10 protein-coding genes are annotated in these 14,171 nt (G+C 69.9%); 4 read left to right on the top strand and 6 right to left on the bottom strand.

All coding sequences use genetic code 11. The annotated features are described in order from the left end of the window. Positions 1-7: 7 nt before the first annotated feature. Positions 8-532 carry a DUF5994 family protein gene (locus ACZ7NC_RS20255; RefSeq protein WP_471490039.1) on the bottom strand — a complete coding sequence of 175 codons (525 nt, stop codon included), beginning with the start codon at positions 530-532 and terminating at the stop codon, positions 8-10. Between the two features lie 156 nt (positions 533-688). After that, complete coding sequence (locus tag ACZ7NC_RS20250; RefSeq protein ID WP_471490037.1) at positions 689-940, bottom strand: hypothetical protein; 252 nt, start codon at positions 938-940, stop codon at positions 689-691. A gap of 333 nt (positions 941-1,273) precedes the next feature. Between ACZ7NC_RS20250 and ACZ7NC_RS20245 the strand changes: the two genes are divergently transcribed. From ACZ7NC_RS20245 to ACZ7NC_RS20235, 3 genes are all read left to right on the top strand, one after another. Then, positions 1,274-1,870, top strand: coding sequence for a DUF5994 family protein (locus ACZ7NC_RS20245; RefSeq protein WP_471490036.1), 597 nt, complete (start codon positions 1,274-1,276; stop codon positions 1,868-1,870). A 5-nt stretch (positions 1,871-1,875) separates the two neighbouring features. Further along, complete coding sequence (locus ACZ7NC_RS20240; RefSeq protein WP_471490034.1) at positions 1,876-2,145, top strand: hypothetical protein; 270 nt, start codon at positions 1,876-1,878, stop codon at positions 2,143-2,145. A gap of 372 nt (positions 2,146-2,517) precedes the next feature. Then, a complete protein-coding gene (locus ACZ7NC_RS20235) occupies positions 2,518-3,195 on the top strand; it encodes a hypothetical protein (RefSeq protein ID WP_471490033.1) in 678 nt (225 codons plus the stop codon). A 73-nt stretch (positions 3,196-3,268) separates the two neighbouring features. Here the strand turns inward: ACZ7NC_RS20235 and ACZ7NC_RS20230 are convergent, their stop codons facing one another. The 4 genes from ACZ7NC_RS20230 to ACZ7NC_RS20215 form a co-directional block, all read right to left on the bottom strand. Then, positions 3,269-4,510 (bottom strand): PP2C family protein-serine/threonine phosphatase, encoded by a 1,242-nt coding sequence (locus tag ACZ7NC_RS20230; RefSeq protein WP_471490032.1) that lies wholly within the window; start codon positions 4,508-4,510, stop codon positions 3,269-3,271. Positions 4,511-4,892: 382 nt separating this feature from the next. Continuing rightward, positions 4,893-5,159, bottom strand: a complete 267-nt coding sequence (locus ACZ7NC_RS20225; RefSeq protein ID WP_471490030.1) for a hypothetical protein — start codon at positions 5,157-5,159, stop codon at positions 4,893-4,895. A gap of 97 nt (positions 5,160-5,256) precedes the next feature. Further along, positions 5,257-7,746, bottom strand: a complete 2,490-nt coding sequence (locus tag ACZ7NC_RS20220; RefSeq protein WP_471490029.1) for a SpoIIE family protein phosphatase — start codon at positions 7,744-7,746, stop codon at positions 5,257-5,259. A gap of 76 nt (positions 7,747-7,822) precedes the next feature. Next, positions 7,823-12,091 (bottom strand): HAMP domain-containing protein, encoded by a 4,269-nt coding sequence (locus tag ACZ7NC_RS20215; RefSeq protein ID WP_471490027.1) that lies wholly within the window; start codon positions 12,089-12,091, stop codon positions 7,823-7,825. A 414-nt stretch (positions 12,092-12,505) separates the two neighbouring features. On the opposite strand from ACZ7NC_RS20215, the gene ACZ7NC_RS20210 reads away from it, so the two are divergent. Further along, on the top strand, positions 12,506-14,122 hold the full coding sequence (locus ACZ7NC_RS20210; RefSeq protein WP_471490026.1) for a phospholipase D family protein: 1,617 nt from the start codon (positions 12,506-12,508) through the stop codon (positions 14,120-14,122). Positions 14,123-14,171: the final 49 nt, after the last annotated feature.

The following is a 14,171-nucleotide window of genomic DNA, read 5'->3' as shown; positions in this document are numbered from 1 at the left end:
GTGCCGGTCACATCCCCACAGCGTGCCGCTGATTCCGGCCGTGGGAGGAGAGGGCACTGCCGCTTCCGTGGCCGGCCCGTTCTGCCGTCATGAGGGCGGTCGCGGTGATCGGTGGACCGGTGTCCGCGCTCGCGGCGGCCATCAGCCGTGCGGCTGAGGGGGCGTCGGTCTCCGGGGGGATCACCAGGAGGTTCCAGCGGCCCGCGGTGCGGGACAGGAGAAGGATCGCGTGCGGATCCAGCTCCGAGGTGAACCAACCGACCTTCAGCACATGGCCGTTGACGAAGATCTTGGGCGGGAGGGTCGCCCAGTGGCGGGGGTTGACCGCGATACGGGTGATCCGTCCCCACAGCGGATCCAGCACATCCGCCAGGGCGGAGAGTTCACTCGGCAGGTCACGTGAACGAGGCCACCACGCGCCGTCCAACTCGGCGGGACCCCCGGAAAGGCTCTCGGATTTCAGCGCGAGGCGCGCGGTCGGGACTCTGAAGGGACCGGCCCGTAGCGAGGGATGAGAGGTGGTCGCGGACATCGCGCAAACCTGTCTCCGGGACCCTGCGCAAGGGCAGCTGCCCGGTGTCGTCGCTCACCAGGAACGACACCGGCGTCGGAGCCGGTGTGCGAAGTGTTCCCGACGGCTTCACGCTACTCCCCGAAAGGGCTGAGCCGACCGTTCCCGGACGCCGTCTCACTTCCGCCCACTGCCCTCCTGCGCGGACGAACTGGTCTCGAGCCACGACCGCGCGGGTTCTGCCGTGCGAGTGGTGTCCACGGTGAGGTCGAGACGCGTGCCTCCATCGGTGCCCGCGGGATAGCTGCGCTGCTCTGTGGCGGCGAAGCAACGGCGGAGAACCTCGGCGACGCGACGGGCGACCTCGGGGGAGGCGGCGACGATACGGACCGCGGCGTGCCCGTCCGAAGGTGTTTCCGTGGGCTGCATGGTGACCTCGGAGTTCGATGTCCCGGTATGAGACTGACCCGTATGAGACGGACCCCTATGAGACGGACCGGATCATTCACTCTACTCCGGTGCGCCCCGCAGCCCCCACGAGTGACCAGGCTCCTGCCGGACGCCCTCCACCAGGCCTACGCGGCGTGGTGGCCGCGGGGCGCTGGGACCGTTCCTCCGCTGGCCGTACGGTCCGTTGGGCCTGTCCGAGGAGTACTCTAAAAGTACCGAGGACATTTCGCGCACCGGCATTTAGGCTCGTGTCGTTTTCGGCGATTGAATACGCCGGGCCGGTTACGGCTGGCCCGGGGCAGGGTTCGCGTCATGACTGCGACCATTTCTCTACCGCCGACACTCGAAGCCGATGACCCGATCTCCTCGTCCTCTCTGCGTCTGTCGCTGGCTCCCGTCGGTCCCGCACCGGCTCTGCTGGACGGCGCCTGGTGGCCCCGCTCCCGCGATCTCGGGGCGGAACTCCCCTCACTGACCGCCGTACTGGATCCACTGTGGGGGCGGATCACCCGGGTGACGGTGAATCCCACGCACTGGCCGATCGTGCCGCGCAAGGTGCCCGTCGCCGGGCACGTGGTGAAGGTGGGCTGGTTCCTGGCCGAGCAGGACCCGCACGAACTGCTGTTGCTCTCGTACGGCCTGGGCCGCTGGAACCTCCTGGTGGTCCCGCCGCAGACCACTCCCGTCTCGGCCGCCTGGCTGATGGCCGCCGCGAGCGACCCCCTGCGCACGTCGACCGCGAGCCGGTTGATGGAGGAAGCGGCGCGCCTGCGGACGGTGTCCGAGGCCGACCGGGCCGTGGAAGCGGTCTGGGACTCCGAAGGTGGACATGAGGCGCGCGACCCGGCCGCACGTCCACAGATCCCGACCGTGACCGCCGCGATGCCGCATCAGCCGATGGGGAGGTGAGGATCATGCAGACGCTCGTGACCGTGGTGGCGATCCTGGCGATGATCGCCTTTGGGATGCTCGTCATCCACCTGCTCAACTCGCAGCACAGCGGGCGCGTCGTGGCCTTCCACTACGGCCGCTCCGGAATGCCCGTCCCGGGACCGGCCCCGTCGGCTCCGCTGAAGGCCGGTGGTCGGGCGGGGGCAAGCGGCCCCGGCGGCCGCCGTGACCATCGCGACGGCGGACGCGGGCGGCTCCGCCCCCGGCGCCGCACCCATAAGAGAGCGGGATGAGCCCATGGTTCCGGCAGATTCTCCCGGCCCATCACCGCACGGGCCGAACGGGCCGAACTGACAGCACTACCCGCAGCCCAGGACCCCGGCCGCAGCACCGCACCTGACAGGCCGGGGTCTTCCCGTGTCCTGTGCGCGAGCCAACGAGGCCGATGAGCCGTTCGTGCCTCGGACGGCGCCCCTCCAGGACAACATGCCCGCCGGGCGCGGACCTTCCGTCCCGCGACACTCTCCGACGAGCACTCCGAACCGAGGAGCCATGCCCCATCCACAACTGAACGTGTACCGGCACGCACGAGAGATCCAATACGAGCTCCATGCCGCTCGACCGGCATCACTTCGGGTACCTGCTGCCGCGGCCGGTGCGCCGTGATGGCCCCGCTCGACCGCGAGCCGCAAGTGGGTGAGGGAAGCACACGGACTTCCGCCCACGCGGTACGTCTGCGCCGACTGAACCGCTGGCAGGCCGAGACCCTGAGGGAGGACCTGGCCGATCTGTACGTGGAGTCCTCCCGTGCGCAGGCAGGCCAGGAGTACCGAGGCCGGGAGGCGTTTCTACGGCGGCTCACCGGCGACATCCGGCGCGCCGGATTCGCCCTGTTGATCGCGGAGGACACGGCCTTCGCCGGGTGTGCCTACGGATTCCCCGTTCCGCGCGAGGGGACATGGTGGAGGGGGTTCGACGGGACCCTTCCGCAGAGCGTCGAGCAGCTCACCGCGTCCGGACACGTCTTCGCGATCACCGAGATCGTGGTGCACCCCCACACGGACGACCGGGACCTCGCCCGCCGACTCCAGCAACGCCTGCTCGCCGACCACCATGCCTCGCTCGGGGCGACACTGGTCGACCAGGCCGACGCTCTGGCCTACGACGCCTTCCAGTCGTGGGGGTGGCAGGACATCGGGGCGATCCGTCGGCCGCCGGATCCCACGGCCCTCCGGCCGTCGCACCCTGTGCTGCTACGGGCCCTGGTCCTTCCCCTCGGGCCCCGCACGGCTGCCCGCACGGACGGCCTCGCCCACGAGAACCGCACCCAACGGCCCGACTGACGTCCCGGCCTGGACCTCCTGTGGCCGACGGCGAGGCCGGCCGCGGATGGGCAGCTCAGCGTTCGTCGCGCACTCAATCGAGAGCGGCGAGATGATCGGCGTCGCCGCCTCGCCATTCGATGAGGAAAATGGTCGCGTCGTCGCTCGTGGTGCCGCCACGTTCCTGTTTCAGGGCGTGGGAGAGCGCTCGCACCACCGCCCGCACCTCGGTGCGGTCGCGGAGGATCCGGTTGGTCCACTCGATGAGCTGCTCCTCACCGAACTGCTCCCCGCCGGTCTGGTGCTCCTCGATCAGGCCGTCGGTGAAGCACAGCAACCGGTCCCCGGGTTGCAGCATCCGCTCGCTGACCACCGGCTCCTCACCGCCGAAGCCGACCGGCAATGTGGTCGGGCTCTCCAGCCGGTCCACCACAGCGCGGTCACGGATCAGGAACGGAGCCGGGTGGCCGGCATTGACCCAGTGCAGCCGGCCTGTGGCGATGTTCAGAACCATCATCTGTGCGGTGACGAAGTGGTCGGCGCCGAACTGCTCATGGATGGCCCTGTCCATGAACGCGTACACCTGGGACAGATCGGTATGGGCCCGTCGGGTGTGGCGATAGGCACCGATGGCCACCGTCGCCATGGTCGCCGCGTCCAGTCCGTGGCCCATCGCGTCGATCATGGCCACATGAAGGATCTCGCCGTTGAGGGCGTAGTCGAAGCTGTCGCCGGCCACGTCGTAGGCGGGCTCCAGGATTCCGGCCACCTCAACCTGCGGAACGGTCATCGACAGCGGGGGCAGCAACGACCACTGGATCTCCGCGGCCACGCTCATCGGGGCGCTGCGGCGGGCCTGGAAGAACTGGTCGGTGTAGGCGTCCTTGGTGACGATCATGTCCGCGACCAGACCGGCGAGTCTGCGGAGCAACCGCCGGTCGTCGTCATCGACCCTGTCCAGGGTGACGGCCATCGCCCCGATCTGGTCGCTGCCGTCCAGCAGCGGCAGGTACATCCGCACACTGCCGTCCTGCGGCACCTCTACCGTTCTGCGGCCCAGGAACGCCTCGCCGGCCGGGGAGTCCTCGACCGGCTCGGGGCCGCCGACCCTCAGCCTCCGGCCCGGCAGCGGCACCAGCAGCACCTGTTCGTAGTCCTGCAGGAGGATGGAGACCTCCCGCCCCCCGACCCTGGCCACCTCTTCCGCGACGAGTGGGGCGATCAACTCCGGCGGCATCTCGTGGGCCCGGTCCAGCAGCACACCCAGCAGTCGTTCGCCAAACCCCTCCGACCGGTCCACCCCAATCCTGTCCGACTTCCGCCTACCGTCCGTCATCGCTGCTTTGCTTCCCTTCGTCCCGGGGAGACGGCTGTGGCGGCACAGGGCTCCGGGACGAAGCGGCCGGTGTGCAACGGCCCCGGCGCATGCACACCGGGGCCGCCCTTCCGGGCCCTGGCACGTGAGAGTGCACTGGCCCAGTTGTCATCGTATGCCCGATGCGGGCGAAATATTCTCGCAGTGCCTTCTCCCTCCACCAGAACGGCACGGCGTGGACGCGCGGCGCGGTCCGCGCGGGGTGCGCAGGACGACGCTAAGTAGCTCGGGGCCTGCCAGGCACTTCGGGGCGGGCCATTCGTGCAACCGGTCCATGGTCATTTCGGCCGCGTTCCGCCCGAGGCAACGGCATTCCGCTCCGACGCGCGGGCGGCGCACGAACCTACCGCGGCCGTCGTGAATGCCGCTTCGGGCGTCGACGCAGAGTAAGGGCGCAGGCCAGCATGCCGAGGCCCCAGGCGATCAAAAGGGCACCCCACAGCGGCATGGTCACCTGTGGGATGAGAAGGCGGATCTCGACGCTCGCGCGGTTCTCGAAGATGAAGACCAGAGCGACCGCGGTGATCAGAACGAACGGCACGAGGCGGCGGACGCCGGGGCGGGAAAGGAACGGCGTGTGAGCCTTGTGGTCTGGGCTGGTCTCGGCCATGGGGCGCCTCTCCATCACGAACCCCTGAATCCAGCGTCCCCTTTCACCACGTGGCGCGCCACCGAAGGGACCGCACAGGGGGCGGCGGAGTGCGCCTCTAGGTCACGCGGACCCCCACGATGCACGTGTCGTCGTCCGTGTCGGACTTGCTGTAGGTGAGCAGCCTGTCCAGTTGCTGTTCGAGCGTGGGCGGGACCGTGCGGGCGGCCGCCAGCAGCTGGGTCAGTGATTCCTCCACGGACCGGTCACGACGTTCGATCAGGCCGTCCGTGTACATCAGCAAGGTGTCGTCGACGGCCAGCTGGACCTCGTGTTCCTCGTACGTCGCCTGGGGCACGGCGCCGAGCAGCATGCCCTGGACCAGGGGCAGGGGTGTCGCTTCGCTGCCGCGTACCAGGACGGGCGGCAGATGGCCGGCCCTGGCCCAGCGCAGGGTGTGGCGCTCGGGGTCGTACAGGCCGCAGACCGCTGTGGCGGTGATGCCGCCGGTCAGATGGTGGGCCACCATGTTGAGCCAGGACAGCAACTGGCCCGGCCCGGCGCCTGTCACGGCGAGGCCGCGCAGCGCGTTGCGCAGGACGACCATGCTGGTGGCAGCGTCCATGCCGTGTCCGGCGACGTCGCCCACACACAGCAGCACCAGCCGGGACTGCAGCACGACGGCGTCGTACCAGTCGCCGCCGACGAGCTGCTGGGTCTCGGCCGGCCGGTAACGAACCGCCACCTGGAGTCCCGGGGCGTCCAGCGGCGCCTGCGTCGGGGGCATGATCGCGTGCTGCAGCTGGAGGGCGAGTCGGTTGCGTTCGCTCGCCTGCTGCTCGGAGTGGGCGAGCTGGTCACGCGTGGCGGCGAGCGCCACCTCCGTCCAGTGGTGAGCGGAGATGTCCTGGCAGGCGCCCCGTACGACGAACAGCCGGCCGTCGGAGTCCAGTCCCGGTTCGGCCACCACACGGATGTGCCGGGTCACACCGTCGGGTCGCTGAAGCCGGAAGGCCGTGGACGCGGGACGGCGGTGGTGCAGCAGCGTACGCAGGAACCGGCCGATGGCGACCGCGTCGTCCGGGTGGGCATGGGCGGGCAGGTCCTCCAACGAGATCGGGCCGCTCGCGGGGGGCTTGCCGTACAGGCTGTAGAGCTGGACGTTCCAGGTGATCTCGCCGGTGAGGAGGTTCTCCTCGAAACCGCCTATGCGGCCCAGGCGCTGGGCGTGCTGCAGCAGGCTCGCCAGCCGTGCCGTCTCGGTCTCCGTGCGCCAGATGAGCAGCACGCAGCCGCCGTGCCGGCTGACGTTGATGTCGGCGACCGCTGCCAGCGGAACGTCGTCGACCAGCGCGGTCAGCCGCACGCGGCGGGCACGGAACGGCTCGCCCGTGGCGTAGACCCGTTCGATCTGCTGAAACAGCTCGCTCTCGCCGGCGACCAACGGGTACGCCTCCAGCAGCAGGGAGCCGTTGACGACGCTCCGGGGCCGGCCGCTCGGGTCGAGGAAGCGGTTGTTGATGTGGTGGATACGGAAGTCGACGAGTTCCCCGGCGGTGTCCAGATACGGGACGAGCACCAGCGCGGGGTCGTGCAGGCCGTCGGCCAGGTCCATCAGCTCGGCGACGTCCGGCAGGACACCGGGCCGCCCATCGCCGTCGGGGTGGCGCGGGGCGGAGGTTTCCAGGGTGTGCGCGCACAGCTCGGCCAGAGCCTCCACCTGACGGACGATCTGTGGCGACTGAGGTTCCAGCGGCGCGGGCCAGACGATCTCGAGCACGCCATTGATCCGACCGCCGGTGCCGGCCGGTACGGCGACGCGGCCGCCGTCCGGGTGCTGGTGCTGGCCGATGGAGGGCAGCCCGCTGGCCGACAGACAGCCGATCCAGTGGCCGGTCGCCTCGCCGAGCCCACGACGCGCCACCGTCGCCACGCCCGGTGGCACATGCCGCCAGCGTCCGGCCTCCGGGACCGAGAACCCGGCGCTGCCCGCCAGGGTGAGCGAGCCGTCGCCGCCCAGCGCCCAGATGGCCACCGCTTCCGCGCCGAGCGGCCGCAGGGCGTGTTCCATCAGGGACTCGGCGACGGCCTGGGCGTCGGGAGCGGCCAGTGCACCGCTCTCGGCGGCCCGCAGCCGTACGGCGGAGGGAGTGCTCTCCGTTGGATCGGTGGCTTCGGCACTGCCCGCCGTGTTCGTGAGGAAGGCGGCGGTCACCTCGGAGAGCCGGTCACGCGAGGCCTGGTTGATGACCTCGACGGCGAATTCGAGAGGTGCCATGCCCGCCTGCTCGGTCAGCTCGGCGAGTTGCCGTGCGGCCTGCGTGGGCCCGCACCCGAGCCGCTCGACGAGGATGCCCTTGGCCAGCTCGATCAGGGCACGCCCGTCCGCCTCGGCCTGGGCCGCCCGCACCTCCCGGCGAAGCCGCTCCACGGTCGCCGCCAGCCTGCCGACGGGGGAGCGCCGGCCGTCTTCGTCCCGTACGGCCACGTCGGTCCCCGGCGGGCCGTCGCCGCTGCGGGCGACGGGCACCGTGGTGGGCCGGTCGGCGGGAAGCAGTTCGGCGCCGCCGGCGGTCTCCGGCTCGGTCGGACGGTGGGAGTTGCTCACGGTTGACCTGTTCCTCGGCCGGGACGTCCGAGGACGCCAGAGGGTCGACTGCTGCGCACGACGGGTCGACCGCCCGTCACAGGGACAGCCAGCGTTGGACGCGGCTGATGAGGTCGTTGGTGTCGACGGGCTTGGTGACGTAGTCGTTCGCCCCGGACGCCAGACTCTTCTCCTGGTCCCCGGGCATGGCCTTGGCGGTGACCGCGATGATGGGCAGGTCCGCGTACTGGGGCATCGACCGGATCTCCGCGGTGGCGGCGTAACCGTCCATCTCCGGCATCATCACGTCCATCAGGACCAGCGAGACGTCCTGGTGGGCGAGCAGCGTCTCGATGCCCTTGCGGCCGTTCTCGGCGTGCAGGACGTGGAAGCCGTGGAGCTCCAGTGCCCCGCTGAGCGCGAAGAGGTTGCGCGCGTCGTCGTCGACCACGAGCACCGTACGGCCGACGAGGGCGTTGTCGACGACCTGCGCGATCGCGTGCTGGGGTTCCTCGCCGCGCACCAGCTGCAGCACGTCCCCGGGTTCCTCCGCTGACAGGTGCAGGGTGATGCGTTCGCGCAGCTCGTCCAGGCTGGAGAGGAAGTCCAGCGGGCGGCCCTCGGCGCCGGAGCGCAACAGCTGCTCCTGAGCCAGGTCCACATGATGACCGGTGTGCACGAGCACCGGCACACTGGCCAGCGCCGAGTCACCCTCCATGGCCTGCAGCAGACGCGCGCCCTCGTCGCCGGGCATGCCGAGTTCCAGGACGACACAGTGGCAGGGTTCGGCGGCCAGTGTGCTCGCCGCTTCCTGCGCCCCGACCGCCGTGATGATGTCGATCGCCCCGAGCGGGTCGTCGGGGTCCGGTGCGATGTCCGCGACCGCGCGTTCGGCGACCAGGGTGAGCAGTCCGCGCGTACGGCCTTCTACGACGAGCAGACGGCGCCTGCGCTGCTCGGGAGCCCTGGTGGAAGGCGTGTCCGACGAAGAGGGCGGCAAAAGCTCGGCGGCGGTGGCGGGCGGCAGCTCCACCGGCCGGCCGCCACCGTCGGGCAGGCCCTCGAAGTCGGCGCGTGCCACGGGAAGGTAGAGCGTGAAGGTGCTGCCCTGGCCGGGCGTGCTGTCGACCATGACGGCGCCGCCCAGCAGATGGGCGATCTCCCGAGTGATCGACAGCCCCAGGCCGGTGCCGCCGTACTTGCGGCTGGTCGTGCCGTCCGCCTGCTGGAAGGCCCCGAAGATCGCCTCCAGCTGCTGCTTGGGAATGCCGATGCCGGTGTCCTTGACACGGAAGGCCACGATGGGGCCGCCGCGGTGGACGCCCATGGGCACCTCCCGGTCCGCGGCGGGTTCGATACGCAGCTCGACACCGCCCTGCTCGGTGAACTTCACCGCGTTGGACAGCAGGTTGCGCAGGACCTGCCGCAACCGGGAGCCGTCGGTGAGCAGATCGGCCGGCGTGCCCGGTGCGGTGGCCACCGTGAATTCCAGGCTCTTCTGCGTCGTCATCGGGCGGAACGTCGCCTCGACGTACTCCAGCAGCTCGCGCAGTGGAATGCGTTCGGGAGTGACGTCCATCTTGCCGGCCTCGACCTTCGACAGGTCGAGGATGTCGTTGATCAGCTGCAGCAGGTCCGAGCCCGCCGAGTGGATGATGCCCGCGTACTCGACCTGCTTCGGCGTGAGGTTGCGTGAGGGGTTCTGCGCCAGCAACTGCGCCAGGATCAGCAGGCTGTTGAGCGGGGTGCGCAGCTCGTGGCTCATGTTCGCCAGGAACTCCGACTTGTACTTCGACGCCAGCGCCAGCTCCTGCGCGCGGGTCTCCAGTTCCTGCCGTGCCTGCTCGATCTGCAGGTTCTTGGCCTCGATGTCGCGGTTCTGCGAGGCCAGCAGGGAGGCCTTCTCCTCCAGTTCGGCGTTGGAGCGCTGCAGTTCGTCCTGCTGGACCTGCAACTCCTCGGACCTGGCCTGGAGTTCGGCGGTGAGCCGCTGGGACTCGTCCAGCAGCTCGTCGGTGCGGGCGTTGGCCACGATGGTGTTGAGGTTGACGCCGATGGTCGGCATCAGCTGGGCGAGGAAGTCCTGGTGGATCTGGGTGAAGCGGGTGACGGAGGCCAGCTCGATGACACCGAGGACCTGGTCCTCGACCACGATGGGCAGTATCACCAAGGCGCTGGGAACCGACTGCCCGAGGCTGGAGGAGATGGTCACATAGCCCGGCGGCAGCTCCTCCACGCTGACGGTACGGCGGTTGCGCGCGGCCTGCCCGACCAACGAGTGTCCGACGGGGATGCGTTCGGGCCGGTCGGTGTCGGGATAGCCGTACGAGCCCACCAGCCGCAGTTCGGGTCCGCGCACGGTGTCCTCGGCGGCGTAGAAGGCGCCGTACTGCGCCGAGACCAGGGGCGCGAGCTCGTCCATGATGAGCTCGGCGACGACGGGAAGGTCGCGGTGGCCCTGCATGAGCCCGGAGATCCGGGCGAGGTTGGTCTTGAGCCAGTCCTGCTCCTGGTTGGCCCGTGTGGTCTCCCGCAGGGACCCCACCATGGAGTTGATGTTGTCCTTGAGTTCGGCGACCTCGCCCGATGCCTCCACGGTGATCGAACGGGTCAGATCGCCCTCGGCGACGGCGCTCGCGACCTCGGCGATCGCACGGACCTGGCGCGTGAGGTTCCCGGCCAGCTCGTTGACGTTCTCCGTCAGCCGCTTCCAGGTGCCCTCGACTCCCTCGACCTCCGCCTGCCCGCCGAGCCGTCCCTCGCTGCCGACCTCACGGGCGACCCGGGTGACCTCGGCGGCGAACGACGACAGCTGGTCGACCATCGTGTTGATGGTGGTCTTCAGCTCCAGGATCTCGCCGCGGGCATCGACGTCGATCTTCTTCGACAGGTCGCCGCCCGCCACCGCCGTCGTCACCAGGGCGATGTTGCGGACCTGGCCGGTCAGGTTGTTGGCCATGGAGTTGACGTTGTCGGTGAGGTCCTTCCACGTGCCCGCCACGTTCGGCACGTGCGCCTGTCCGCCGAGGCGTCCTTCGGTGCCGACCTCGCGGGCGACGCGGGTGACTTCGTCGGCGAACGCGGAGAGCGTGTCGACCATCGTGTTGATGACGTCCGCCAGGGCAGCGACCTCGCCCTTGGCCTCGACCGTGATCTTCTGGGACAGGTCACCGCGCGCGACCGCGGTGGCGACCTTGGCGATCGAGCGGACCTGGCCGGTCAGGTTCGACGCCATCACATTGACGTTGTCGGTCAGGTCCTTCCACGTCCCGGAGGCACCCCGGACGATCGCCTGGCCGCCCAGATTGCCCTCGGTGCCGACTTCGCGGGCGACGCGGGTGACCTCGTCGGCGAAGGCCGACAGCTGGTCGACCATCGTGTTGATGGTGGTCTTCAGCTCCAGGATCTCCCCGCGGGCGTCCACGGTGATCTTCTGTGAGAGGTCGCCCTGCGCGACGGCCGTGGCCACCTGGGCGACGTTGCGGACCTGTGCGGTGAGATTGCCCGCCATGAAGTTCACGGAGTCCGTGAGGTCGCGCCAGGTGCCCTTCACCCCCTTGACGTCCGCCTGTCCGCCGAGGCGTCCCTCGGTGCCGACCTCGCGGGCGACGCGGGTGACTTCGTCGCCGAACGCGGACAGTTGGTCGACCATCGTGTTGATGGTGTTCTTGAGCTGCAGGATCTCGCCGCGGGCGTCCACGGTGATCTTCTGTGAGAGGTCGCCCTGCGCGACCGCTGTCGTGACCTGGGCGATGTTGCGGACCTGGGAAGTGAGGTTGCCCGCCATGAAGTTGACCGAATCGGTCAGGTCGCGCCACACACCGCCCACACCGGGCACCTGTGCCTGACCGCCGAGCCGTCCCTCGCTGCCGACCTCGCGGGCGACCCGGGTGACCTCGTCGGCGAACGCGGAGAGCTGGTCGACCATCGTGTTGACGGTCTCCTTCAGCTGCAGGATCTCGCCCCGCGCGGGCACGTCGACCTTCTGCGACAGATCGCCCCTGGCGACCGCCGTCGCCACCTGCGCGATGTCACGCACCTGAGTGGTCAGATTGCCCGCCATGGCGTTGACCGAGTCCGTCAGATCGGCCCAGGTGCCCGAGACGCCCGGCACCGCGGCCTGGCCCCCCAGCGTTCCCTCGGTGCCGACCTCGCGCGCCACCCGGGTCACCTCCGAGGTGAACACCGACAGCTGGTCCACCATGCCGTTGAAGACGGTTGCGATATCGCCGAGCAGACCCTCGGCGTCGGACGGCAGCCGGGTGCCGAAGTCGCCGTCCCGTACGGCGGTCAGTCCGGCCAGCAACTGCCGTAGCTCCCGCTCGCCAGGGGCCCCGTCGACGGCCTCGATCGTCTTGCTCGTCATGCGCACCCTCGTTCCGCTCCCCAAGAGCCCTCGAGCCGAGGACTCGGAACCGCGCCGGACCCCGTGAAGGGCCCACTCACCGCCCGGGTTTCCGCTGTTCACGGGTTCGGGCGGATGAGAAGATCCGGTGAAGGTTAACTCAGTTGTCAGGCGGCAACAAAAGCCTGGTGCGGGGGGTTCCTGTAAGACGGTGAACTCGTCGCCGACGACGTATGGGCCGAGAGATACGGGGTACTTGGCCGGGTTCGGAGCGTCGTTCAGGACGCGGCCGGAGGGCACGTTCGACGGCCTTGACGACCTCGGCGTTCCGGGCACGCAGTGCCGCGTCTCCTGCCGTTCCGGCGAACCGAGGGCTTCTCACCGGGCGAAGTGGGTACCCGTGTGCCCTTCTGCCCCGTCTGGAGGGCTTGGGCTGTGGAACTCACCGAATGGCTGCTGACTTCGGGCGAACGGGGCAACAGCGCCACTCGTCTGGACAAGCGCCGATCAGATCGGGTGGCTTGGTCGCGCGGCAACCTGGTACGGCCCCTCGTCCACGGGGTGACGTACTTCCGGGAACTTCTCGGCGCGATCAGCGCACAGCGCGCAGGGGACCTGCTGCTCTTCACCGACTGGCGGGGGGACCCCGACGAGCGCCTGGACGGCCCCGGCAGCGAAATCGGCCGGGTCCTGGCCGAGGCGGCCGAGCGCGGAGTGATCGTCAAGGGACTGCTGTGGCGCTCCCACCTGGACCGATTCCAGTTCAGTGAGGCGGAGAACCGGCACCTCGGCGAGGAGATCGAGGCGGCCGGCGGCGAATGCCTGCTGGACATGCGGGTGCGCCCCGGCGGCTCGCACCACCAGAAGCTCGTCGTGCTCCGTCACGTCGACCGGCCCGAGCTCGACGTCGCGTTCGTCGGCGGGATCGACCTGTGCCACAACCGCAACGACGACGCCACGCACCGCGGCGACCGGCAGTCGCTGCGCATCGCCGCCGCGTACGGACCGCACCCGCCGTGGCACGACATCCAGCTCGCGGTGCACGGGCCGGCCGTCGGCGACATCGAGGCCGTCTTCCGCGAACGCTGGGAAGACCCCGCGCCGCTCACCCGCAGCCCTTTCGTCCGCCTGCGGGAGCTCGCTCACCGCGAGGACACACGTGCCGACCGGCTACCACCTCAGACACCCGACCCCGCGCCGTGCGGCACACATACCCTCCAGGTCCTGCGCACCTACCCCAACCGGCTGCTGCGCGGCTACGACTTCGCCCCCGACGGCGAGCGCAGCATCGCCCGCGGCTACCGCAAGGCGCTCAGCCGGGCCCGGGCCCTGATCTACCTGGAGGACCAGTACCTGTGGTCACCGCATGTGGTGGAGTGCTTCGCCGAGGCGCTGAGCGCCCACCCCGGCCTGCGACTGATCGCGGTCATCCCCTCCGTCCCCGAACAGGACGGCCGGCTCACCCTGCCGATGAACCTGATCGGCCGGATCACGGCCCTGGACAGGCTGCGCCGTGCCGGCGGCGGGCGTGTCGCGGTGTACGGGCTGGAGAATCACGCGGGGACACCGGTGTACGTACACGCCAAGGTGTGTGTGATCGACGACGTGTGGGCCTCGGTCGGGTCGGACAACGTCAACCTCCGCTCCTGGACCCACGATTCGGAACTCACCTGTGCCGTGCTGGACGAGACCGCCGACCCGCGCGGGCCGCACGATCCCGGCGGTCTCGGGGACGGCGCGCGTGCCTTTGCCAGGGATCTGCGCCTGGAACTCTCACGCGAGCATCTGGACCTGGAGGAACCCGCGACCCCGCACATGCCGGACGTGCTCTGTGATCCCGCGAAGGCCTTCGACGCCTTCGCGGCGAGCGCCGCCGCACTGGACGCCTGGCACGACCGTGGCCGCCGCGGTCCGAGGCCGCCCGGACGTCTGCGCGCCTATCGGCCGCCGCGCCTTTCGCGTACGACGAAGGCGTTCTGCACGCCCCTGCATCGCGTCCTCATCGACCCGGATGGCCGGCCCTTCGGGCTGCGCCGCCGCAACGGGTACTGATGACTGGACGCGCAGCGCCGACCGGTGGAGGTTGCGCCCCCATCCGGCT

The organism is Streptomyces sp. NPDC111802, from assembly GCF_055634335.1.
Note: the sequence above shows the minus strand (reverse complement) of the source record. Positions and strands in the feature narration are given on the sequence as shown.

Excerpts from the sequence above, each read along its gene's own strand:
- ACZ7NC_RS20255 (WP_471490039.1), bottom strand. The coding sequence starts at position 532 with ATGTCCGCGACCACCTCTCATCCCTCGCTACGGGCCGGTCCCTTCAGA.
- ACZ7NC_RS20250 (WP_471490037.1), bottom strand. The coding sequence starts at position 940 with ATGCAGCCCACGGAAACACCTTCGGACGGGCACGCCGCGGTCCGTATC.
- ACZ7NC_RS20245 (WP_471490036.1), top strand. The coding sequence starts at position 1,274 with ATGACTGCGACCATTTCTCTACCGCCGACACTCGAAGCCGATGACCCG.
- ACZ7NC_RS20240 (WP_471490034.1), top strand. The coding sequence starts at position 1,876 with ATGCAGACGCTCGTGACCGTGGTGGCGATCCTGGCGATGATCGCCTTT.
- ACZ7NC_RS20235 (WP_471490033.1), top strand. The coding sequence starts at position 2,518 with ATGGCCCCGCTCGACCGCGAGCCGCAAGTGGGTGAGGGAAGCACACGG.
- ACZ7NC_RS20230 (WP_471490032.1), bottom strand. The coding sequence starts at position 4,510 with ATGACGGACGGTAGGCGGAAGTCGGACAGGATTGGGGTGGACCGGTCG.
- ACZ7NC_RS20225 (WP_471490030.1), bottom strand. The coding sequence starts at position 5,159 with ATGGCCGAGACCAGCCCAGACCACAAGGCTCACACGCCGTTCCTTTCC.
- ACZ7NC_RS20215 (WP_471490027.1), bottom strand. The coding sequence starts at position 12,091 with ATGACGAGCAAGACGATCGAGGCCGTCGACGGGGCCCCTGGCGAGCGG.